Annotated in this window: 22 protein-coding genes; 17 read left to right on the forward strand and 5 right to left on the reverse strand. The window is 38.5% G+C overall.

What is annotated here, in order from left to right:
* Positions 1–517: 517 nt before the first annotated feature.
* From AX662_RS01530 to htpX, 4 genes are all read left to right on the forward strand, one after another.
* On the forward strand, positions 518–3,673 hold the full coding sequence (locus AX662_RS01530; RefSeq protein WP_060971427.1) for a YSIRK-type signal peptide-containing protein: 3,156 nt from the start codon (positions 518–520) through the stop codon (positions 3,671–3,673).
* Between the two features lie 147 nt (positions 3,674–3,820).
* Positions 3,821–4,822 carry a DNA/RNA non-specific endonuclease gene (locus AX662_RS01535; RefSeq protein ID WP_060971428.1) on the forward strand — a complete coding sequence of 334 codons (1,002 nt, stop codon included), beginning with the start codon at positions 3,821–3,823 and terminating at the stop codon, positions 4,820–4,822.
* A gap of 148 nt (positions 4,823–4,970) precedes the next feature.
* Complete coding sequence (locus tag AX662_RS01540) at positions 4,971–5,531, forward strand: LemA family protein (RefSeq protein WP_060971429.1); 561 nt, start codon at positions 4,971–4,973, stop codon at positions 5,529–5,531.
* A 1-nt stretch (position 5,532) separates the two neighbouring features.
* Positions 5,533–6,432, forward strand: coding sequence for a zinc metalloprotease HtpX (htpX, locus tag AX662_RS01545; RefSeq protein WP_048790736.1), 900 nt, complete (start codon positions 5,533–5,535; stop codon positions 6,430–6,432).
* A 50-nt stretch (positions 6,433–6,482) separates the two neighbouring features.
* Here htpX and AX662_RS01550 read toward each other — a convergent pair whose 3' ends face one another.
* The 4 genes from AX662_RS01550 to AX662_RS01565 form a co-directional block, all read right to left on the reverse strand.
* Positions 6,483–7,130 carry a metal-dependent transcriptional regulator gene (locus tag AX662_RS01550; protein WP_048790737.1) on the reverse strand — a complete coding sequence of 216 codons (648 nt, stop codon included), beginning with the start codon at positions 7,128–7,130 and terminating at the stop codon, positions 6,483–6,485.
* Positions 7,131–7,209: 79 nt separating this feature from the next.
* On the reverse strand, positions 7,210–8,136 hold the full coding sequence (locus AX662_RS01555) for a metal ABC transporter substrate-binding protein (protein WP_048790738.1): 927 nt from the start codon (positions 8,134–8,136) through the stop codon (positions 7,210–7,212).
* Positions 8,137–8,155: 19 nt separating this feature from the next.
* Positions 8,156–8,995, reverse strand: coding sequence for a metal ABC transporter permease (locus AX662_RS01560; RefSeq protein ID WP_021147014.1), 840 nt, complete (start codon positions 8,993–8,995; stop codon positions 8,156–8,158).
* On the reverse strand, positions 8,985–9,713 hold the full coding sequence (locus tag AX662_RS01565) for a metal ABC transporter ATP-binding protein (RefSeq protein ID WP_002890643.1): 729 nt from the start codon (positions 9,711–9,713) through the stop codon (positions 8,985–8,987). The genes AX662_RS01560 and AX662_RS01565 overlap by 11 nt, the downstream gene beginning before the upstream one ends.
* Before the next feature lie 288 nt (positions 9,714–10,001).
* On the opposite strand from AX662_RS01565, the gene AX662_RS01570 reads away from it, so the two are divergent.
* The 6 genes from AX662_RS01570 (at position 10,002) to AX662_RS01595 (ending at position 17,157) form a co-directional block, all read left to right on the forward strand.
* Positions 10,002–10,475, forward strand: coding sequence for a substrate-specific component CbrT of cobalamin ECF transporter (locus AX662_RS01570; protein WP_021147012.1), 474 nt, complete (start codon positions 10,002–10,004; stop codon positions 10,473–10,475).
* Entirely contained in the window at positions 10,472–10,867 is a 396-nt protein-coding gene (locus tag AX662_RS01575) for a DUF4430 domain-containing protein (protein WP_048790740.1), read from the forward strand. Before AX662_RS01570 ends, AX662_RS01575 begins: the two co-directional genes overlap by 4 nt.
* A gap of 174 nt (positions 10,868–11,041) precedes the next feature.
* Positions 11,042–13,864 (forward strand): phosphoenolpyruvate carboxylase, encoded by a 2,823-nt coding sequence (gene ppc, locus AX662_RS01580; RefSeq protein ID WP_002890650.1) that lies wholly within the window; start codon positions 11,042–11,044, stop codon positions 13,862–13,864.
* A 67-nt stretch (positions 13,865–13,931) separates the two neighbouring features.
* Complete coding sequence (holA, locus tag AX662_RS01585) at positions 13,932–14,966, forward strand: DNA polymerase III subunit delta (protein WP_037597662.1); 1,035 nt, start codon at positions 13,932–13,934, stop codon at positions 14,964–14,966.
* Positions 14,967–15,061: 95 nt separating this feature from the next.
* A complete protein-coding gene (gene sodA / locus AX662_RS01590) occupies positions 15,062–15,667 on the forward strand; it encodes a superoxide dismutase SodA (protein WP_049545964.1) in 606 nt (201 codons plus the stop codon).
* Positions 15,668–15,765: 98 nt separating this feature from the next.
* A complete protein-coding gene (locus AX662_RS01595) occupies positions 15,766–17,157 on the forward strand; it encodes a serine hydrolase (RefSeq protein ID WP_082757383.1) in 1,392 nt (463 codons plus the stop codon).
* A 29-nt stretch (positions 17,158–17,186) separates the two neighbouring features.
* Here AX662_RS01595 and AX662_RS01600 read toward each other — a convergent pair whose 3' ends face one another.
* Positions 17,187–17,843 (reverse strand): prepilin peptidase, encoded by a 657-nt coding sequence (locus AX662_RS01600; RefSeq protein ID WP_060971430.1) that lies wholly within the window; start codon positions 17,841–17,843, stop codon positions 17,187–17,189.
* Positions 17,844–17,952: 109 nt separating this feature from the next.
* Here AX662_RS01600 and AX662_RS01605 point away from each other — a divergent pair, with 109 nt between their 5' ends.
* The 7 genes from AX662_RS01605 (at position 17,953) to murD (ending at position 24,035) form a co-directional block, all read left to right on the forward strand.
* On the forward strand, positions 17,953–18,474 hold the full coding sequence (locus AX662_RS01605; protein ID WP_002890656.1) for a Dps family protein: 522 nt from the start codon (positions 17,953–17,955) through the stop codon (positions 18,472–18,474).
* 88 nt (positions 18,475–18,562) lie between these two features.
* The gene (locus tag AX662_RS01610; RefSeq protein WP_060971431.1) at positions 18,563–19,000 is read left to right on the forward strand and encodes a Fur family transcriptional regulator; all 438 of its coding nucleotides are present in this window, start codon (positions 18,563–18,565) and stop codon (positions 18,998–19,000) included.
* A gap of 107 nt (positions 19,001–19,107) precedes the next feature.
* A complete protein-coding gene (locus AX662_RS01615) occupies positions 19,108–19,314 on the forward strand; it encodes a YqgQ family protein (protein WP_002890657.1) in 207 nt (68 codons plus the stop codon).
* Positions 19,307–20,275: an ROK family glucokinase gene (locus AX662_RS01620; RefSeq protein ID WP_037600464.1), complete on the forward strand. Its 969-nt coding sequence runs from the start codon at positions 19,307–19,309 to the stop codon at positions 20,273–20,275. The genes AX662_RS01615 and AX662_RS01620 overlap by 8 nt, the downstream gene beginning before the upstream one ends.
* Before the next feature lie 140 nt (positions 20,276–20,415).
* Positions 20,416–22,266: a translational GTPase TypA gene (gene typA, locus AX662_RS01625; RefSeq protein ID WP_060971432.1), complete on the forward strand. Its 1,851-nt coding sequence runs from the start codon at positions 20,416–20,418 to the stop codon at positions 22,264–22,266.
* Positions 22,267–22,285: 19 nt separating this feature from the next.
* Positions 22,286–22,555 (forward strand): DUF3165 family protein, encoded by a 270-nt coding sequence (locus AX662_RS01630; RefSeq protein WP_002890660.1) that lies wholly within the window; start codon positions 22,286–22,288, stop codon positions 22,553–22,555.
* Between the two features lie 127 nt (positions 22,556–22,682).
* A complete protein-coding gene (gene murD, locus AX662_RS01635) occupies positions 22,683–24,035 on the forward strand; it encodes a UDP-N-acetylmuramoyl-L-alanine--D-glutamate ligase (RefSeq protein WP_060971433.1) in 1,353 nt (450 codons plus the stop codon).

Genomic DNA, 24,035 nt, shown 5'->3' on the forward strand with positions numbered 1-24,035 from the left:
AAACATTTATTTGAAAAGTCAGAGGCAGTTTTTGTCTCTGTTTTTATTTTTAGTCGTTTAACATTTGTAATACTTAAACATTCGGAAAATAATACTTTGAATCGTAAAATTAAAAAAGACTATCAAACGTTTGACATAAATCTGAGAAAACAGATTTAATACAATTTGATTGTTTTAGCCGATAAATCTTGCTAAATAAGCCTTTATGGAAATTTAGAGTTTTCTCTTTCTTACACGTGAAAGAAATTACCTTTTTGTGCGACATTTTTAGACTATAATTTAGAAATGAATGACTGAACTTTCTAATATGACAATTTTGTTAAGGCCTTGTTAAACTAGATTACTTAGCCTTTTATTTTGTTTTCTCATCCCTTATAATTTACTTTGGTTTGTTTTTAATAAGAAAAACAACAGAATTATTAACAATTTTTAATATGAGGGAATCTTTATTTTCTTTCAAAGGACGGCTTGGTCCTAAGATAGAGAGATTGTGAAAAAAAGTATCAGGAGAATAGACTTGTTTAAAGAAAGAAAAACGAAACCAAAGTACAGTATCCGTAAATATTCCATTGGGGCAGCATCAGCCTTGATTGGGTTCATGGCTCTTGCCAATGGGCAAGCAGCTCAGGCTGATGAGGCGCAATCGATTAGTGAGTTGACTGATGCCTCAAATCAGGCACAGACACCTCAAATAGCCTCAACGGCCCAATTGGCGACTTCAGAGCCAGCGTCAGCAGAGACAGTGCAAGTGTTGCAACCTGCCAATATTGCTCCAGTTCAACCTCAGGTTACCACTGTTCAAGCAGCTGAACAGACTCCGACCATTGATCAATTGGTTGAGGCAAGCAACCCAGAAACTCAAGAAACCTCAGCAAACGTTTTAACCAATGCGACTGATGATCAAACTCAAGGCAAGGAGTATAGCACAGATACCTACGGTGCCAAAATGCCTTACACGACTCATGAAGCAGAAAATGCAACTGTTGAAAATGGCGCTATAATCCAACAGTCAACGGATATGGAATCTACGGCTGTGGAAGCGACTAATCAAACTTATGTCGAGCTTCCTAAAAAGGATGCGGCAGTGACTTTCAATGTTACTGAGCCAGCCAATGCTTTGAATGTGCGTTATACAATACCTGATGGTGCGTCAGGTCAGTTGGATGTCCAGGTTAATGGATCAAGCGTTGGTAATCTTGATTTGTCATCTCATTCAGCATGGCAGTACCTTAAAGGTGACCATGAGTATGATCAAGCTATTGATGGGTCAAGTGCACGTTTTCGTTTTGATGAGACACGTCTCCTCCTCAAGGATATCCAATTAAAATCTGGTGATAAGATTTCTCTCGTTAAGAAGAAGGATGACAATGTCCCTTATGGTATTGACTTTATCGAGTTAGAACATGCTCCAGCGCCAGTTGCCCAAAGTGAAAATAGTATCAGTATAGTGGATAAGGGGGCATCTGCTAATGATGATAGTGACGACACAGCTGCCCTACTTGAGGCTGTTGAAGAAGCTAAAGCCAGTGGAAAATCTGTCTATATTCCAGAGGGACGTTTCAATTTTGATAAACAAGTTAATATCGAAGCGGATAATCTAAAAATTTCAGGTGCCGGTGTTTGGCATACGCAACTACAGTTCACAAGTGACAAACGCTATGGTGGTGGTATTGTCTTTGGTCATAACAGTAATGGTATTGAGTTGAGCAATCTCTATATGGATTCCAACTTGACTTCTCGTTACAATGAGGATGCACAATACAAGGCTATTTCGGGAACATTTGGTAAGGATTCTAAAATTCACGACATCTGGGTTCAGCATTTTGAAGTTGGTATGTGGATTGGAGATTACGACCAGACGGGAAATATGAAGTACACGGATGGTCTTGTTGTTGAAAACGCTCGTATCCGTAATAACTTGGCTGATGGTATTAACTTTGCTCAAGGAACCAAGAATTCAATGGTTAAAAACTCTAACATCCGTGGGAATGGTGATGATGGTTTGGCTATCTGGTCAAGTATTTCAGATGGGACAAATGCCACAGCCGAGGAAAATAATAAATTCCTCAACAACACCATTGAATCAGGCTGGCGTGCGGCTGGTATCGGTATTTTTGGTGGTAAGGGTCATGAAATCTCAGGAAACCTCATCAAGGACGTCTTTGCTGGAGCAGGTATCCGTGTAAACACAGTCTTTGCAGGCCACAATTTTGACCTCAATGATTCTGGAATTAAGATTCATGACAATACCATTCTACGTTCAGGGACAACTAATGACCTCTATAACCTCCATCGTGGTGCCATTGATTTCCAACAAGTTCGTGGAACAATCAAGAATGTTGATATCTACGATAATAAGCTATTAAATACCTTGGCTGAGCCGGTGATTACCAAAAACTTTGAGATGGGTGACAATGGTAATGGAGAAATCCGTTTATCAAATAATACGATTGACAATAAGGCGACGATTGTTGGAGCTGTTTCAACAGTTTCTCCAACAAAGCCTGAGCCAAAGCCAGTCAATAATCCAGTATCTGAGACTTCAGTATCAGAAACAGCAGAGAGTGAAGCAGTATCAAGCACCGCAGTTTCCGAAGCATCAAACAGTGAAGTGGTCTCTGAGACTTCAGCATCAGAAACACCGAAGAGTGAAGCAGATTCAAGTACTCCAGTTTCCGAAGCATCAAACAGTGAAGTGGTCTCTGAGACTTCAGTTTCTGAGTCACCAAAGAGTGAAGTAGATTCAAGTACTCCAGTCTCCGAAGCATCAATTAGTGAAGTAGTTTCCGAGACTTCAGCATCAGAAACACCGAAGAGTGAAGTAGATTCAAGTACTCCAGTTTCCGAAGCATCAAACAGTGAAGTGATATCTGAGACTTCAGTATCAGAAACACCAAAGAGTGAAGCAGATTCAAGTACTCCAGTCTCCGAAGCATCTAATAGTGAAGTAGTTTCCGAAACGCCAAAGAGTGAAGCCAGCTCGACTGCTCCAGCCTCTGAGTCACCAAAGAGTGAGGAAACACCAGTAGCTTCATCTACCAGTCAGGTTGACGTAGTAATTACTTCTGACAGCCCAGAGAAATCTCCAACTTCAGAAAGTACACAAAAAGATCCGATAAGCGAGGTTTCTTCAGAAGTTATTGAAAAAGGTTCAACAAGTCAGGTTGACGTCAAAGTTTCCGAAGCACCAACAACAGCAAGTACATCTGAAGTTGTCAGCATTTCGCCAAATAGTCAGATCGCTTATAACAACGACCTAAAAACCCCTGTAACAAGCAGTCAGTTTGCCTCAGAAGCTATTCGCTTTAATTCTCTGTTGAATGAGAAATCTGTGGATGTGATTGCAAGTAAAGTCATGGCGGTTATGGCATCTGAAACATTAGCCTCAGAAGCGGCATCACTTACAAGCTCTGAAGGTGTAGCCAAAGAGATTAGCAATGATTTGTTAGAATGGGCGGAGAGCAAGAAGGATGAGACACCTAAGAATGTCGCCCGTATTGATAAAACAACTGAGGCAAATCAGGTTGCTAAGGGTTCTGAAAGTCAAGCTAGCACCTCAAAAGAAAAAGGTAAGTCTAATACTACAACGGTCTTCCTTCTTGTCGGAGTTGCTGCGGCACTAAGTATATCTACAGTTTATCTTACAAAACAAGGTAAAAAAGCAGGTAAATAATAGGTAAGAAGCATCCAATAAAATGGATGTTTCTTGTTTTTTTAAGCAAGTTCTAAGATGGCTAATATCATTATTCTTTATTTTTAATCATCCACTTTGATTTGGTCCTGTATAATTAAAGTGATAAAAAATTAAGGAGTTAAGATAATGAAAGAAAAAAGAAATAGTAGGATTCGTTTATTTGCTCTTCTTGTTTTAGTATTTACTTTAGGTTTCGGATTTTCAGTAGATACTAGCAAACAATCGTTGACTGTAAGCTCTCCAGTAGCTCAAGCGGATGAGAACAATGGTATATTAGCTTTTAATGGTCAAAAGCAGTTTGTCATGGAGGAAAAGGACCAGTTAGGACGTGCCCACAGTGCTCATATACAGTTACAAGATAAGGACGAGCCAAAGAATAAACGCCCCGGTAAAATAAAATATGATCCTGTAGGATGGCATAACTATAAGTTTTATTATGGTGATGGTAAATCAAAATCTTGGTTAATGAATCGAGGACATTTGATTGGCTATCAGTTTTCTGGTGTCAATGACGAGGGCAAGAATTTAGTACCTATGACTGCCTGGTTGAACTCTGGAAATTATAAAGGAACCGACGAAGGTAATCAGTCAGGCATGCTTTATTACGAGAATCGCTTGGATAACTGGCTGGCACTCCACCCTAACTATTGGTTAGATTATAAGGTAACAGCTATCTACAGTGGAGACGAGTTGTTGCCTCGTCAAGTGGAACTTCAGTATGTCGGTATTGATAGTTCTGGAAATCTCTTAGAAATTAAACTTGGTGGAGATAAGGAGACTCTTGACAGTCAGGGAGTTACGCATGTTATCTTGGATAACCAATCACCAAATGCAGAAATCAATTATGCAGATGGGACAGCGACAAATACGGTTACTGAATTTACTGAAGCACCATCTGAGCCTAGTTCTGAGAGTTCACAGGTGACTGAACAACCGAGTTCTGAGCTAGAGCCTGTGCAACCTACACAAGAAGAAAGTAGAACAGTTTATGTGGCGCGTCATGGAACAGCAGATGTTTATTGGTATGACATCAACAGTATGCCTAGCAATACCAACAAAGCAAATGTCGTTACTATGACAGAAGCAGATGCCCTAGCCCAAGGTAAACGACACACGTCTAAAGAGTAGTACAAAAGCTGGACATCTTGTCCAGTTTTTTTGTAAAACGGCTCACATTTTACCACTTTTATCTGAAAATTTGATATACTGAGACTATCAAAATACTTGTAAGAGAAGTCGTACCGACTCTTTTTAAGTATAAGAAAGGAAACTAAATATGATTTGGATTATTATTGCCATTATTGTTGTTCTTGTGATTTTTGTTATTACAAGTTATAACGGCTTGGTTAAAAGCCGTATGCAAACCAAGGAGGCTTGGAGTCAAATTGATGTTCAATTGAAACGTCGTAATGATCTCCTTCCTAACTTGATTGAAACAGTTAAAGGTTACGCTAAATATGAAGGTTCAACGCTTGAAAAAGTAGCAGAACTTCGTAATCAAGTAGCAGCTGCGACTTCTCCTGCAGCAGCTATGCGTGCCAGTGATGAATTGACTCGTCAGGTTTCTGGAATCTTTGCCGTAGCTGAAAGTTACCCTGATCTTAAGGCTAGTGCCAACTTCAGCCAGCTTCAAGAAGAGTTGACGAACACTGAAAATAAAATTGCCTATTCGCGCCAACTCTATAACAGTGTGACAAGTAACTACAATGTGAAATTGGAAACTTTCCCAAGCAATGTTATTGCTAAAATGTTTAGCTTTAAGACTGCTGAATTCCTTGAAACACCAGAAGAAGAAAAAGCTGTTCCTAAGGTTGATTTCAGTGGACTAGGTAACTAATATGTTATTTGATCAGATTGCTCGAAATAAGAGAAAGACTTGGCTTTTGCTCCTGGTCTTTTTCCTCTTGTTGGGTCTTGTTGGTTACGGTGTCGGCTATCTTTGGTTAGGTTCAGGCTTCGGTGGTCTGATTCTTGCTCTAGTTATCGGTTTTATCTATGCTGTTACCATGATTTTCCAATCAACCAATGTCGTTATGGCTATGAATGGTGCACGAGAGGTTGATGAACAAACCGCTCCGAACCTTTATCATGTGGTCGAGGACATGGCTATGGTGGCTCAAATCCCAATGCCACGTGTCTTTATTGTCAATGATCCTTCAATGAATGCTTTTGCAACGGGATCTAGCCCTAAAAATGCTGCTGTAGCTGCTACAACAGGTCTTCTTGCGGTTATGAATCGTGAGGAACTTGAAGGAGTTATTGGACATGAAGTGAGTCATATTCGCAACTACGATATCCGAATCTCTACCATAGCAGTTGCCTTAGCATCTGCCATTACCATGCTAGCTGGGATGGCTCGTAATATGATGTTCTGGGGTGGAGGCCGTCGTAGAAATGATGATGACCGTAATGGAAGCAGCGGTTTGGAAATTATTCTTCTCATTATTTCCTTGATTGCCATTATTCTTGCGCCTTTGGCAGCTACCTTGGTTCAGTTGGCTATTTCACGCCAGCGTGAATTTTTAGCTGATGCTTCTAGCGTCGAATTGACACGTAACCCACAAGGTATGATTAATGCTCTGCTTAAACTTGATAATAGTGCGCCAATGCAACATCATGTGGATGATGCTAGCGCAGCCCTCTTTATCAATGACCCTAAAAAAGAATCTGGTTTGCAGAAGCTCTTTTATACCCACCCCCCAATTTCAGAACGGGTGGAACGCTTGAAACAAATGTAAAAAAAGTGAGGCTGATGACACTTCTAAGTGTGTTCATCAGCCTCGCTTTTTTAGTTTGATTCAATATAAAGGTTGCTAGCAACAGTTTCTGGAATTTGAATTTCTTTTCCATCAATATTCAGGCGGTATAGTAGTGTAAAAGGGTCAAAGCCTTCAAAGGTAAAAGGTGTTCCAATTTTAAGACCGACAGTCTTCAAATAATGGAGTAGATCAATTTGATCTTGAACTCGACGAAGGACATAGTCTCCAGGAGCAAGGTCTTGTGTAAAAGTCTGGTTGTAGATTTCCTCTATGAGCTGACCTGATTTAGGAATCTGCCCACCGTGTGGACAGGTTTTGGGGTAATTGAGTAGGCGGTCAAGGGCATTGATAAAGTGATCAGAGACAGTATGCTCTAAAATTTCTGCCTCTTGATGAATTTGATCACAAGTGTATTGCAAGTGGTCCACCAAAAAGGCTTCGATGAGGCGATGTTTCCGATAGAGTTCAGCAACGTTGATTGTACCTGTTTCCGTTAGGAGGTAGCCCTTGGCTTTATCTTTGATGATAAGGCCTTCTGAAATCAATTTCTTAATCATTTCTGTCACAGCAGGTGGAGACACCTGCATGCGGTTCGCAATTTCCTTATTACTAATTTTGCCTTCTTCAGTACCAATCTCATAGATACATTTGAGGTAGTCTTCTTTATTAGGTGTCATTTCTCTTCCTTTGAAAATAGTCTCATCTTAGTATAACAGATTTATCAGAAGAATACAGAACATATCTTAGATAAGATTTTTACTGATTCAAGCCTTGGGTGATTTTATCCAGATTATATTTCATCATGTTGTAGTAGCTGTCACCGTTTTGCCCTTTTTCAGCAATAGAATCTGTAAAGATCTTTGCATAGATAGGAATATTGGTATCCTTAGATACTGTTTTCATAGGGCGTTCATCGACACTAGATTCGACAAAGAGAGCTGGTACCTTTGTTTGACGTAGTTTTTCCACGAGTGTTTTGATTTGGTCTGGTGTGCCTTCTTCTTCTGTATTGATTTCCCAGATGTAGGCAGATGGTACGCCATAGGCTTTTGAGAAGTATTTGAAGCATCCTTCACTAGTGACAATCAGTTTTTTCTCATCGGGAATCTTGTTAAATGTTTCTTTAGCTTCTTGGTCCAGTTTACTAAGTTTGTCAGTATAGGATTTTAGATTCTTTTCGTAGTAGGTCTTGTTTTTAGGGTCCTTAGCAATCAGTTGCTTGGCAATATTTTGAGCATAAATAATCCCATTTTCCAGATTAAGCCAAGCGTGGGGATCCTCTTTACCTTTTTCTGACTGACCTTCAAGATAAATCACCTCAACACCATCACTAACTGCAAAATAATCTTTATTTTCTGTCTTATGAGCATTCTTGACTAACTTAGTAAACCAAGCATTTCCACCAGTTTCTAAATTGATACCGTTGTAAAAAATCAAGTCAGCTTGCGATGTCTTCTTTACATCATCAGGAAGGGGTTCGTATTCGTGAGGATCCTTACCAACGGGGACAATACTGTGGAGAGTGATTTTATCTCCGGCAATATTTTTGGTGATATCAGCAATAATGGAATTGGTCGTAACGACTCGTAATTTATCCTTGTTACTGCCTTGTTTATTGGTACAAGCTGTTAGAGTAACTACCGCTAAAAGTAGTAGTACTATTGTTGATAGTATTTTTTTCATATTATTTTCATCCTATTTTTTATTGTTTAGAAGTTTTATTCATGCCACTTTGTTTTGGGGCGATGAAAAAGCTGATGAGAAAGAGTAGAGCAGACGTTAATACAATGCTCGAACCAGCTGCAATATTAAAACTATAGCCGATAAAAAGACCTAGAACAGATGCCAGAGCCCCCAATCCTGATGAGAGAAGAATCATTGTTTTTAGGCTATGAACATAAAGGTAGGCAGTGGCAGCCGGTGTAATTAAAAGTGCCACAATAAGAATAGTGCCAACACTCTGCATGGCAGTTACAGAAACCAAAGTTAGAATAACCATAAGTAAGTAGTGGTAGAAGGTGACCTTAACTCCCATAGACTTGGCCAAAATTGGATCAAAGGATGTTAGGAGTAGAGGGCGAAAGAAGATTGTAATAGTTGCTAGTACGAGAAGTGAAACGATAATCGTTATCCACATATCCATGTCTTGTACAGCTAGAATATTCCCGAAGAGAATATGAAAGAGATCTGTGGAACTATTAGCAACACCGATGAGAATAATACCGAGAGCTAGAAAGCTCGAAAAGGTAATCCCAATTGCCGTGTCACTCTTAATAATGGAATTGCTTTTGATATAGGTAATCATTGTAGAAGCTAAAAGTCCAAAGATGATGGCTCCTATGAAAAAGTTAATACCCAAGATAAAGGAAGTAGCTACGCCGGGTAAAACCGCATGTGAAATCGCATCACCCATAAGCGACATGCCTCTTAGAATAATAAAACAACCAACAGCCCCTCCGACAATTCCAATAACTAAAGCCGTTATAAGAGCATTTTGTAAGTAGTGGAAATTTAGCAAACCATCAATAAATTCAGAAATCATTTACATCTCCTTTATAAAATAAACTGTTACCGTAGGTTTTACGGAGATTATCCTCATTAAAAACAAGATTAGTAGGCCCACTAGCAATCAGTTTACGATTTAGGAGGATAACTTGGTCAAAATAATGAGGAACTTTGCTCAAATCATGGTGGACAATAAGAATAAGCTTACCTTTGTCCCTAAGTTCTCTCAAGGTGTTCATGATAATATCTTCGCTAACAGAGTCAATCCCTACAAAGGGTTCATCTAATAAAATAATATCAGCCTCTTGTACAAGACAACGAGCGATTAGAACACGTTGAAATTGCCCTCCTGATAATTGGCTTATTTGTCGATGGGCCAAATCATTTAGACCAAGTAGTGTTAAAGCATCTGTGACCTTAGACCAATCACTCTTAGATAGACGTTTAAAGAACTTGGTTTTGGGATAGAGTCCTAGAGAGATGCACTCTCTGACAGTAATCGGAAAGTTAAAATCAATATCAGCCTTCTGTGCAACATAGGAAATACGATTCAATTGCTGACGAATAGGTTGTTTATTGAAAAGGATTTTTCCAGAGTGAGGAATAATACCAATTAATGCTTTAATTAGAGTTGATTTACCAGCACCATTTGGTCCAATAATCCCAGTAATACTAGGTCCCTCCAAGTTTAAGGTGATATTATCCAGAGCCAATGTCTGTTGGTAAGACACATTAATATTTTCAATTTGAATCATTAGCTACCTCCTTGAGTTTAATATACTTTAAAATAAAAAATAAGTCAAGTTAACTTTTATAATTAATCAAACTTAATTATTTACTGTTGTCAAGATGACAGAGGATAGTGAATGAGAGTACATTTTTATATCAAATATTTAGCCTAATCAAACTGTTTGACATTTGGGAGAGGCAACAAGGAATATTACTTTCTTCAATTTGTACAATCTTACTCTGTATTTCAAGAAATCTTTAGTTTTTATTTTTAAAAACTAGTCATATTTCCTTATTTCTGGCATAATATATGTATGAAACTAACGATTCAACGAATGGCTCGAATAGCCATTTTGTCAGCTCTGGCAGTAGGATTGCGGTCGGCATTTATAGGATTGCCAAATATTCAGCCTATTACAGCTATGTTTTTTGTGGCTGTTCTTTACTTGGGTTTGGTAGATGGTCTCTTGATTATGGCTTTAACCATGTCCATCTCAGGATTCATCTTTGGTTTTGGTCCTTGGGTCTTTAATCAGATTCTTGCCTTCGGCGTCTTGATGGCTCTTTGGAGTTTGATTGCACCTAGGTTGTCACTTGTTTGGCAGATTGCTTTGGTAACTCTCTTGTCCTTTCTCTATGGGGTTCTCATGGATTATAGCTATGGCCTCCTATTTAGAAGTGGGATTACCTTTGTTATTTCTGGTCTGCTTTACGACACCTATCATGCAGTATCGACGCTTCTATTCTATCCATTCATCCAGTCTATTTTTAGGAGGTTTTTGAAATGAAAAAATTATTGACATATATTTTTCTTGCTTTATCACTTGTTACTCTAGCAGCCTGTGGAAAAAATGAGGCAGCTAAACTTACTAGCAGCACAAATAATCATCAGTCTAAGGTTCAAGGTCAAGTGACTTTGATTTTGAAAACAGATAAGGAAAGTAAGAAAAAATCAGTAGAAATCCAAAAAGGTGATACAGTGCTTGATGTATTGGAAGAGGTATATCCTGTTCAAGAAAACGATGGCTTCATCACTGAGATTGATGGTATTTCTCAAGATAAAGATAAGGGGATCTATTGGATGTTTGATGTCAATGGTAAACTAGGTGAAAAAGCAGCCAACCAACTTAAGGTTGAAGATGGCGATGAAATCAAATTCTATCAAGAAAAGTATAATTAAGATTCTGAACTCTGTTTCAGAGTCTTTTTTAATAAAGTTCGGAAATAGCCTTGAAAATTTATTTGAAAAAGTCGGAAAATTGCAAAATAACTGACGATTTAAAGGAAAATAGTTTACTTTTGTTTTAAAAGTGATATGATAAGAGGGTACTACATAAAGTAAGGAGAATAAGGTTTGGCTTTTAATAAATTGGAAAGCAGTAACAACCAGGAAATCATCTCTGAAGAAGTTGGTATCTTGAAAGAATTGTTGGATGATGCAACACGAGGCATGGCTGGAGAGCAAGGTCTCACAACTATCCAACATTTGGTTGAACTTTATGATGAAGGTGACTATGTGGCCCTTACACAAGCCATTTCAGAAATGACAAATGACGATATGGTCGTTGCATCACGTTATTTCTCTTTGTTACCTCTTTTGATTAATATCTCTGAAGACGTGGATTTGGCTTATGAAGTCAACCACAAGAACAATATTGATGAATCTTATCTAGGTAAGTTGTCTGAAACCTTTGATGTTGTCGCTGAAAGTGAAAATGCACGTGACATTCTTGAACATGTCAATGTCGTGCCAGTATTGACAGCCCACCCAACTCAGGTTCAACGTAAAACCATGCTTGAATTGACTAACCACATTCACGAACTTCTCCGTAAGCATCGTGATGTTAAGGCTGGTCTTATCAACAAGGATAAATGGTATGCGGATTTGCGTCGTTATGTAGAAATTATGATGCAAACAGATATCATTCGTGAGAAAAAACTTAAGGTTAAAAACGAAATCACTAACGTTATGGAGTATTATAACTCCTCATTGATTAAGGCGATTACGAACTTATCGCATGAATTCAAACGTTTAGCGGTTGAAAAAGGTATCAAACTTGACAATCCAACACCTATTACTATGGGGATGTGGATTGGTGGTGACCGTGACGGGAACCCATTTGTAACAGCAGAAACTCTTAAACTTTCTGCAACAGTACAAAGTGAAGTTATCCTCAATTACTATATCGAAAAAGTTGATAATCTTTACCGTTCATTCTCCCTCTCATCACGCTTGACTGAGGTTTCAGATACAGTAGCAGAGATGGCGAAACATTCTCCGGATACATCTGTTTATCGTGAAAATGAACCTTACCGTCGTGCTTTCAGTTACATCCAGTCTAAGTTGATTCAGACACTTCTTTTCTTTAAAGAAGGAAACTTTAGCAAGGAAAGAGTTGCCAAACGTCTTTCTGAAAATGTTCGTCTAGGCTCAGCTTCAACGGGTGAAGTAGTAGCTGATTACGTGCAACAACGTCTCAGCCAAAGTCTTCAAGCTGTCTCACAACAAACGACTGAATTTTATGAAACAGCTGAGGATTTCCATGATGATCTTTTGGCAATCAAAAATTCACTTCTTGAAAACGACGATGCTGTCTTAATTTCAGGTGATTTTGAAGAGCTTCTCCAAGCTGTAGAAGTCTTTGGTTTCTATCTTGCTACAATCGATATGCGTCAGGATTCAAGCGTTCATGAAACTTGTGTGGCAGAATTGCTTAAGTCTGCTAATATTGTTGATAACTATAGTGAATTGACTGAGGTTGAAAAGGTTGCGGTTCTTCTCAAAGAATTGCAAGAAGATCCTCGTACTTTGTCATCAACTAATGTGCCTAAGTCAGAAATTCTTGAAAAAGAATTGGCAATCTTCCGTACAGCTCGTCTCTTGAAAGACTATATTGGTGAAGATGTCATCAAACAACATATTATCTCTCACACTGAGAGCGTTTCTGATATGTTTGAGTTGGCTATCCTTCTTAAAGAAGTTGGCTTGGTTGATACAGAACGTGCGCGTGTCCAAATCGTTCCACTTTTTGAAACTATCGAAGACTTGGAAAACTCTAATGATATCATGAAACAATACCTTGGTTATGATATCGTTAAACGTTGGATTAAGAATAGCAATAACTACCAAGAAATCATGTTGGGTTACTCAGACTCTAACAAAGATGGTGGTTACTTGTCATCTGGTTGGACCCTCTACAAGGCTCAAAATGAATTGACTAAGATTGGGGAAGAGCGTGGTATTAAGATTACCTTCTTCCATGGTCGTGGTGGTACTGTTGGTCGTGGTGGTGGCCCATCATATGATGCCATTACTTCTCAACCATTTGGTACAATCAAAGACCGTATCCGCTTGACTGAACAAGGTGAGGTTATCGGTAATAAATATGGCAACAAGGATGCTGCTTACTACAATCTTGAAATGCTTGTTTCAGCTGCTCTTGACCGTATGGTGACACGTCAAATTGCCGATCCAGAAGAATTGGTTGATTTCCGTGAGGTTATGGACGGAATTGTTCACGATTCAAATGTTATTTATCGTGACCTTGTCTTTGGAAATGAACATTTCTACGATTACTTCTTTGAAGCTAGTCCTATCAAAGAAGTGTCAAGTTTGAATATTGGTTCTCGTCCAGCTGCTCGTAAGACTATTACTGAAATTTCTGGTCTTCGTGCGATTCCTTGGGTATTCTCATGGTCACAAAACCGTATCATGTTCCCAGGTTGGTATGGTGTGGGTTCTGCCTTTAATCGCTTTATCCAAGCTGAAGAAGGCAACCTCGAGAAACTTCAACATATGTTTGAAACATGGCCATTCTTCCGTTCACTTTTGTCAAACGTAGACATGGTGCTTTCAAAATCAGATATGAATATCGCCTTCCACTATGCACAATTGGCAGAAAGTGAAGAAGTTCGTAGTGTCTTCAATATTATTTTGGATGAGTGGCAGTTGACTAAAGATGTCATTCTTGCGATTGAAAAACATGATGGCTTCCTAGATGAGAGTCCGTCACTTAAAGCAAGTTTGGACTTCCGTTTGCCATACTTCAATGTCTTGAACTACATCCAAATTGAATTGATTAAACGTCTTCGTAACAATGATTTGACCGATGACGAAATTAGCCTTATTCACATTACCATCAATGGTATTGCAACAGGTCTTCGTAACTCTGGTTAATCAAGTAAAGTTCATCACTTTAGTGGTGGGCTTTTTGTTATGGGAAAATTTCTGTTATAATAGGACCATGATTGCTATGGAAACGATTGAAAAGCTGTCCAAAGAAAAGCTTCCCATGATAACTGTCTTGGCTGGTGAGGATTTAGGGCAGTATAGTCAAGCTAAAGAAAAATTTTTAAAACAAATTGGTTTCGATCCCAGTGACTTGACCTATTCTTATTTTGATATGTCAGAGACTGATTATCAAGATGCTGAGCTCGATTTAGAAAGTATGCCTTTTTTTGCAGATGAGAAGGTGGTCATTTTTGATCATTTCGCAGATATGACTACTGCTAAAAAGTCGTATCTGGATGAGAAAGAGTTGAAGCGTCTTGAAAATTATCTTGAGTCTCCTGTTGAAACAACTCGTCTTGTCTTAATGTCTGCAGGAAAGCTAGATGGAAAGCGTCGTTTAGTCAAACTTCTCAAACGTGATGCCATGGTGCTTGAAGCTAGTCCTTTAAAAGATGCAGAACTTAGAACCTATTTTCAAAAGCAGGCGCATCAAGAGGGGCTTACTTTTGATACAGGAGTTTTTGAGGAACTTTTGATCAAGTCGAATTTTGATTTTTCAGATGTTCAAAAAAACTTAGCTTTTCTAAAGGGATATAAAACTGAAGGGAATATCTCATCACAGGACATTGCGGAGGCCATTCCGAAAAGTTTGCAAGATAACATTTTTGATATGACGCAACTTCTTATACGAGGACAGATTCAGAGCGTTCGTGAATTGGTTCATGATTTACGGCTGCAGGGTGAAGATGAGATTAAGTTGATTGCTGTTATGTTGGGACAGTTTCGTACCTATTTACAGGTTAAACTTTTATCTGCTCAAGGTAAAAGTGAGCAGCAAATTGTTTCAAGTCTCTCAGATTATCTAGGGCGTAAAGTTAATCAGTTTCAGGTTCGTTTTGCACTGAGAGATAGCCGTCCCTTATCAGTAGCATTCTTAAAGATGACGATTAAGATTTTAGTAGAGACAGATTACCAGATAAAAACAGGAACTTTAGATAAAGACTACTTGTTTGATTTAGCACTTTTAAAAATTCTATCAAACCGCTAGAGATTTAGAGTTTTCTATGATTTTGTAAGCAAAATTTTTGAAAGCTCTACCACTTTGCGGTAAAATGAATAAAAAATGAAAAGAGGACCTTTACTATGGCAATTATTCTTCCAGACCTTCCTTACGCATATGATGCTTTGGAACCATACATTGATGCTGAAACAATGACTCTTCACCACGATAAACACCATGCAACTTATGTAGCAAATGCTAATGCTGCTCTTGAAAAACACCCAGAAATTGGTGAAGACCTTGAAGCACTTTTGGCTGACGTGGAACAAATTCCAGCAGATATCCGTCAAGCACTTATTAACAATGGTGGTGGACACCTTAACCACGCACTTTTCTGGGAACTCTTGTCTCCTGAAAAACAAGAACCAACTGCAGAAGTAGCAGCTGCTATTAACGAAGCTTTCGGCTCATTTGAAGCCTTCCAAGAAGCTTTCACAGCAGCAGCAACAACTCGTTTTGGTTCAGGTTGGGCATGGCTTGTTGTTAACGATGAAGGTAAACTTGAAGTTGTTTCAACTGCTAACCAAGACACTCCTATCTCAGACGGTAAGAAACCAATCTTGGCGCTTGATGTTTGGGAGCATGCTTACTACCTAAACTACCGTAACGTACGTCCAAACTACATCAAAGCTTTCTTTGAAATCATTAACTGGAATAAAGTTGCTGAGCTTTATGCAGCAGCTAAATAAGTTTAAAATTATCCTCAATAAAAGAGGATAATTTTTTTGTAATATGATTGTAAAATCTCCTTGCTTTTTAGTGAATTATAGCTTAAACTATTATTGTTATGAAAAAAAAGAAAAAACATTCAAGCAAGAAGTACAGTGGAAGTCGCCGAAAAACTAAAGATAAAAAGAAAGATTCGGTAAAACAAGACCTTCAACAAGACGTCAAGAAAGACACTAAAGATACTAAAAAAGATGTCAAAAAAGGCGCTAAAAAGGCCAACAAAAAAGAAGCGAAAAAAGATACAAAAAAGGTTTCTAAAAAATCAGCAGACAAAAAAGTAGCTGAAGAAACAGTAGTACCAGTTGAGCACAAGGAAAAAGAAACAAAAACTGAAACCTTGGCACTTAGAAGTAGACGCTCTAAGAAATCTAAATCAAAATCATCTCGTGATGATAAAAAAGCATATCTTATCTTAGCCTTCCTAGGTGTTCTGGTAATACTTTTGTTTGTTGCCATGCTTGCTTTAGCAGGACGTGGTAAACAAGCTGGTCACACCGGTAGCCTTGGAAATATCTTCGGCTCTAGTTCTAAAGTCACTAAAAAAGAAGACAAAGAAAAAGAGGAAAAGGTAACTCCAACTAATAAATCAGCCGAAGCTAAACAAGCAGTCATGGAAGCAGATGCAGATACCATGTATGGTAATGGATTGTATTATGATTATGCTAACATGACATTGAACCAAGTGGTTGAAGCTTTTATGGCTGACCAAGGTATCGAGTCTAGCCAAATTGCCTTTTCATATAAAAATACCAAGACAAATGAGCAATTCTCTATGAATGATACTCAGCCAATGACTGCAGGATCAACTTATAAATTGCCACTAAACATGCTTGTCATGGATGAAGTTAATAAAGGTAAACTTTCTTTAACTGAACGTTTTGATATTACTAATACTGAGTATGAGTATCAAGGCGAACATGATAATTATGTTGCTGCTTTCGGCGGTTCAATGACTATTCCAGAAATGCAAGAGTATTCTCTTGTTTACTCTGAGAATACTCCAGCCTATGCTTTGGCGGAACGCCTTGGTGGTATGGAAAAATTCTATGGTATGCTTGATAAATATGGTAAATCAAAAGGTGAAGTGAAAACTATCCAAATGCATGGTAATAAGACAACGACGGATTATTACATCCAAGTTTTGGATTACCTTTGGAAACACCAAGATAATTACAAGGATATTCTCCACTACATTGGTGAGTCATTCCCTAATGAGTACTACAAGACATATCTTCCTAATCTGACAATTTATCAAAAACCAGGTTATGTCCGTGAAGCACTTAACGTTGATGCTATCGTTATGGAAGATACACCTTATATGGTTGCAATCTATACACGTTATCTTGGTGGATCAACTGAAAATTCAGATGAAATCAGCGGTTGGGGTCTCCAACAATTAGGAATGCTCTCTTATGTTATTAATGAGTGGCACCGTGTTAATATGAACTAATAAAGAAAGCCGAGTTTATCGGCTTTTTTCTATACAATTGAATAAAAGGTAAGAAGTACAATCCCTAGAAAAAGAAATGGGACAAATGCGATACATTCCTTAAGATTTCTTCGTATAAGGAAGTACGCTAGTCCTAATAGGCACGCAAGCTCGATAGTTAGAAGTATTTTTGAAAATGGGAAAATAAGTGAGGCACTTGCTAAGTAGAGAAAATCACCTTCCCCAATATTTAGATGTTTTATAAAAGAAAGGAAAGCGAGGATTATCCCTATGGCAAATGTGAGGTAATAGTTGCCCATGAATAGAAGTGGGACTGTTCCAACTATCCAGATTAGAAGTGGATAGGATTTCTGTTTCAAATCAAAAATAGATAAACAAAGGCTGAAGTAAAGAAAGTAGGTTACTTCCAGACTTAAAAAGTCATAGAAATATAGAAGACATATCACCCCACAAAATATTTCCATAAAGAGGTAACGAAAAGGGATAGGAGACTGACATGAACGACATCTAGATCTTAAGAAAAGTTGTGAGAGGATAGGAATCATCTCGGAAAAACGCAACTGATGCTTGCAATGGCTACAGTGACTACTAGGAATAATAATCGAGTTCTCAGGAAAACGATCACAAACTAGTCCGATAAATGAGCCTAAAGAGGCTCCTAGAAAAAAATAAATAATGCTTAACATACCTAATTATTCGAAAAAGAATGAGAAAAAGCATTTCACTTGCATATTATTTAGAAATATTCTAAAATAAAAGTGTAAATAATAGTAATTCTAAATAAGGAGAATTAATATGGTAGATTCAATTAAAGAAACAATCAATGAAACAGTTAACCAACAAGCTGAAACTCCAACAAATACAAAAACTAAAGCAGTTTTGAATCAAGCAGTTGCTGATTTGTCTGTAGCAGCTTCAATTGTTCACCAAGTTCATTGGTATATGCGTGGTCCTGGTTTCCTCTATCTTCATCCAAAAATGGATGAATTGATGGATAGTTTGAATGCTCATCTTGATGTTATTAGTGAACGTTTAATTACTATCGGTGGGGAGCCATACTCAACTTTGGTAGAATTTTCATCTAACTCAGGCTTGACTGAAACTACTGGCACATTTGATAAACCGATGTCTGATCAAATTCAATTATTGGTTGATACATACAAATATTTGTCAGTATTGTTCCAAGTTGGTTTGGATATCACAGATGAAGAAGGAGATGCTCCTTCAAATGATATCTTCACTGCAGCTAAATCTGAAATTGATAAGACAATCTGGATGTTGACTGCTGAACTTGGACAAGCACCAGGCTTGAAATAATCAAATTTTGAGTTAAGATGATTGTCAAGAGTTCCTCTAAAAGTGTATAATAATCGTAAAATACTTTTAGAAGAAGGGAGGCGGCGATATGTCTGAGCATCGACGTAGTCTAGGCGTTTATGAAGATGTCCTAAATCAGTTAAAAGCTAAAGGAATTCGGTTGACGGAATCTCGTAAAACTGTTATTCGCTATTTGATGATGTCTGATCAACACCCTAGTGCAGATGTGATATATTATGACCTTCTCCCTGACAATCCTGGGATGAGTTTGGCGACAGTCTATAACAACCTGAAGGTATTGGTTGAAGAAGGAATTGTCTCTGAAATTAAGGTTAATAATGATAATACAACCTATTATGATTTTATGGGACATGATCACTTAAATATTGTTTGTGAAAAATGCGGTCACATTACCGACTTAGACCTACCGATTCCGTCTTTCAAGGAAGAGGTAGAATCACAAACTGGTTTTCGCATTACTCGTGAACAGATGATATTACATGGGATTTGCCCAAACTGCCAATAACCTGAGTCTTAATGACTTAGGTTTTTTAAGTCTTGAAGTATACAATAATCTGTAAAGGTTTTCAAAACTATCTTGTCATGGCAGAAGCTTTTTGCTAAAATATTGCTATGAAAACTTTATATGACGTTCAACAGTTGTTGAAACAGTTTGGCATAGTGGTTTACCTAGGGAAAAGGCTCTATGATATCGAAATGATGAAGATTGAATTGGAAGCCCTCTACCAGAATGGTTTAGTGGACAAGGACAACTATCTTACTGCTGAAATGATTTTACGACGTGAACATCGCATTGAAATGGAGAAAGAAAATGGCTAAAAAACTCTTAGGAATTGACCTTGGTGGAACAACTGTTAAGTTTGGTATTTTGACTTCGGAAGGTGAAGTGCAAGAAAAATGGGCTATTGAGACAAATACGCTTGAAAATGGTCGCCACATCGTTCCTAACATTGTAGAATCTTTGAAACACCGTCTGGAAATGTATGGACTTACTGCTGAAGACTTTATTGGAATTGGTATGGGATCTCCAGGTGCAGTTGACCGTGAAAATAAAACAGTAACGGGTGCTTTTAACTTGAACTGGGCAGAAACTCAAGAAGTTGGCTCTGTCATTGAAAAAGAACTTGGTATTCCATTCGCTATTGATAATGATGCTAATGTGGCTGCACTGGGGGAACGTTGGGTTGGTGCGGGTGCTAACAATCCAGATGTTGTCTTTGTAACATTGGGTACAGGTGTTGGTGGCGGTGTTATCGCTGATGGTAATTTAATTCATGGTGTTGCCGGTGCTGGTGGTGAAATTGGTCACATTATTGTTGAACCTGAAACAGGATTTGAATGTACATGCGGAAACAAGGGGTGTTTGGAAACTGTAGCTTCAGCAACAGGTGTTGTACGTTTAGCACGTCATTTGGCAGAAGGATACGAAGGGAACTCTTCTATTAAAGCTGCTGTAGATAATGGTGAGCAAGTGACAAGTAAAGATATCTTCGTAGCTGCTGCTGAAGGTGATAAGTTTGCTAATAGCATTGTTGATAAAGTCTCTCAATACCTCGGACTTGCAACAGCGAACATTTCAAACATTCTTAACCCAGATTCAGTTGTAATCGGTGGTGGTGTTTCGGCAGCTGGTGAATTCTTGCGTAGCCGTGTTGAAGGATACTTTACACGTTATGCATTCCCACAAGTTCGCCGTACAACAAAAGTGAAATTAGCAGAGCTTGGAAATGATGCTGGAATCATTGGAGCTGCTAGTCTTGCACTTACAATTGATAACTAATGACAGAAGGTGTGTCTGACCAATTATAGGTGGACAGCACCTTTTTCTTGTTGAAAAACGTTTACAATCAGCTGAGCTCTGCCATTTTGTTGAAAATGTGGTATACTTTAAAAGTTGAAATAAAAATTAAAGAGGAAAAAATGACTAAACTTAGAGAAGATATCCGTAACGTAGCCATCATTGCCCACGTTGACCACGGTAAAACAACACTTGTTGATGAATTGTTGAAACAATCACACACTCTTGATGAGCGTAAAGAGCTTGATGAGCGTGCAATGGACTCAAACGATCTTGAAAAAGAACGTGGAATTACAATTCTTGCCAAAAATACAGCCGTTGCTTATAACGGTACACGTATCAACATCATGGATACACCAGGTCACGCGGACTTCGGTGGAGAAGTTGAACGTATCATGAAAATGGTTGATGGGGTTGTCCTTGTTGTCGATGCCTACGAAGGTACAATGCCTCAAACACGTTTTGTGCTGAAAAAAGCGCTTGAGCAAAACTTGACACCTATCGTTGTTGTTAACAAGATTGATAAACCATCAGCACGTCCTGAAGAAGTTGTTGATGAAGTTCTTGAACTCTTCATCGAGCTTGGTGCCGATGATGATCAGTTGGAATTCCCAGTTGTGTATGCGTCAGCGATTAATGGGACATCATCATTGTCAGATAACCCTGCTGATCAAGAGCACACTATGGCTCCAATCTTTGACACTATTATTGATCACATCCCAGCTCCTGTAGATAACTCAGATGAGCCTCTTCAATTCCAAGTGTCGCTTCTTGACTACAATGATTTCGTTGGTCGTATCGGTATTGGACGTATCTTCCGTGGAACTGTAAAAGTTGGTGACCAAGTTACCCTTTCAAAACTTGACGGAACAACAAAGAACTTCCGTGTTACTAAACTTTTCGGTTTCTTTGGTTTGGAACGTCGTGAAATTGAAGAAGCAAAAGCTGGTGATTTGATTGCCATCTCAGGTATGGAAGACATCTTCGTTGGTGAAACAATTACACCAACTGATGCTGTTGAACCATTGCCAGTTCTTCGTATTGACGAACCAACACTTCAAATGACTTTCTTGGCGAATAACTCACCATTTGCCGGCCGTGAAGGTAAACACGTGACATCACGTAAGGTTGAAGAGCGTCTTTTGGCAGAGTTGCAAACAGACGTTTCTCTTCGTGTTGATCCAACTGATTCTCCAGATAAATGGACTGTATCAGGTCGTGGTGAATTGCACTTGTCTATCCTTATTGAAACAATGCGTCGTGAAGGATACGAACTTCAAGTGTCTCGTCCAGAAGTTATCATCAAAGAAATTGATGGCGTGAAATGTGAGCCATTTGAACGTGTTCAAATTGATACTCCAGAAGAGTACCAAGGTTCTATCATCCAAGCCCTTTCAGAACGTAAAGGTGACATGCTTGATATGCAAATGGTTGGTAACGGTCAAACTCGCCTTATCTTCCTTGTATCAGCTCGTGGACTTATCGGATTCTCTACTGAATTCTTGTCTATGACACGTGGTTACGGTATCATGAACCATACCTTCGACCAATACTTGCCAGTTGTTGCTGGTGAAATTGGTGGACGTCACCGTGGTGCTCTCGTTTCTATCGATACAGGTAAAGCGACAACTTACTCAATTATGCGTATTGAAGAACGTGGTACAATCTTTGTTAACCCAGGTACTGAAGTTTATGAAGGTATGATTGTTGGTGAAAATGCTCGTGAAAATGACCTTGGTGTCAATATCACTACAGCAAAACAAATGACAAACGTGCGTTCAGCAACTAAGGACCAAACGGCTGTTATCAAAACTCCACGTATCTTGACTCTTGAAGAATCACTTGAATTCTTGGATGATGATGAATACATGGAAGTAACGCCTGAATCTATCCGCTTGCGTAAACAAATTTTGAATAAAGCAGAGCGTGATAAAGCCAATAAACGTAAGAAAAAAGCAGCAGAAGCTGAATAATATATAGAGAGGAGAAGAGATGTTTTATCTGATTGTTGCTGTATTGATTGCATCATTCTATTTCTTTATTGCACCAAAGTCGGTAAAAAACACCATGAATCTTCTCTTTGTCATGGCTACCTTAGCATTGCTCCTACTTTTAGCAGTGCTATCAATCATTAAATTCTTCAGTTTACCTGGTGAGTTCTTTGTTACAGTTGGAATGCTTGTATTGAGCTATTTCACCTTGAAAGATTTTTTCGCCATGTCGGAGCTTAATCATGAAAAAGCTGAACATGAAGATAAATAAGTAGCATGAGATTAAAAGTCAGTCTGATAGATTGGCTTTTTCTTTTACCAAGAAGAGGTAACTCCTTGAAATAGCTTGGGATAAAGGGTAAAATGATTATGATACAATTTGAGAGAATGGACGAATTATGAAATCAGTAACACAATTTGAAAATAAAAAAGTTTTGGTCCTTGGCTTGGCTAAATCTGGTGAAGCAGCTGCCCGCCTATTGGCTAAGTTGGGTGCTATTGTCACAGTAAATGATGGTAAACCATTTGAGGAAAATCCATCGGCTCAAGCCCTTCTTGAAGAAGGCATTAAGGTTGTTTGCGGCGGACATCCTCTTGAACTTTTGGATGAAAATTTTGAATTAATGGTGAAAAATCCTGGAATTCGTTATGACAATCCAATGGTAGCTCGTGCTCTAGAAAAAGGTATTCCTGTTTGGACTGAAGTGGAATTGGCCTATCTAGTATCTGAAGCACCTATTATCGGTATTACAGGGTCAAATGGTAAGACAACAACGACAACTATGATTGCTGATGTCCTAAATCATGGTGGTAAATCAGGTGTCTTGTCTGGGAATATTGGTTTCCCTGCGTCAGAAGTTGCACAGTCAGTAACTAATCAAGATACCTTAGTTATGGAATTGTCTTCTTTCCAATTGATGGGGATTGACAGCTTTCATCCACATATTGCTGTGATTACTAACTTGATGCCGACACATATTGACTATCATGGTAGTTTTGAAGCATATGTGGCTGCCAAGTGGAATATTCAAAATCAAATGACTGTGGATGACTTTGTTGTTTTGAACTTCAATCAAGATTTAGCTAAGGAATTAGCTACACAAACTAAGGCACAAGTAGTTCCATTCTCAACAGTGGAAAAAGTAGATGGTGCCTATCTTGAAAATGGTGCTCTTTACTTCAAAGGTGAATTAGTGATGCAAGCTGATGAAATTGGCGTTCCTGGTAGTCACAATGTTGAAAATGCCTTGGCAACTATAGCTGTAGCAAAATTGTCAGGTATTTCAAACCAAGCTATAAAGGAAACCCTCGCAAGTTTTGGTGGTGTTAAGCACCGTCTCCAATTCGTTGATACTATCGATGAAGTGAAATTCTATAATGATAGTAAGTCAACTAATATTTTAGCGACACAAAAAGCACTTTCTGGTTTTGATAATAGTAAAGTCATTTTGATTGCTGGTGGTTTGGACCGTGGTAATGAATTTGATGAACTCATTCCTGACATTACCGGTCTTAAGAAAATGGTGATTTTAGGGGAATCAGCTCCTCGTGTCAAGCGTGCTGCTGATAAAGCAGGAGTAACTTATCTTGATGCCAAAGATGTGGCAGATGCGACACGTATTGCTTTTGATCAAGCCAGTGCAGGAGATGTTGTCTTGTTGAGCCCTGCAAATGCAAGCTGGGATATGTACAAGAATTTCGAAGTGCGTGGTGACGAATTTATCACAACTGTTGAACAATTGAAGGGATAG

The sequence above is a fragment of the Streptococcus sp. CCH5-D3 genome (assembly GCF_001556435.1).
Classification (GTDB): domain Bacteria; phylum Bacillota; class Bacilli; order Lactobacillales; family Streptococcaceae; genus Streptococcus.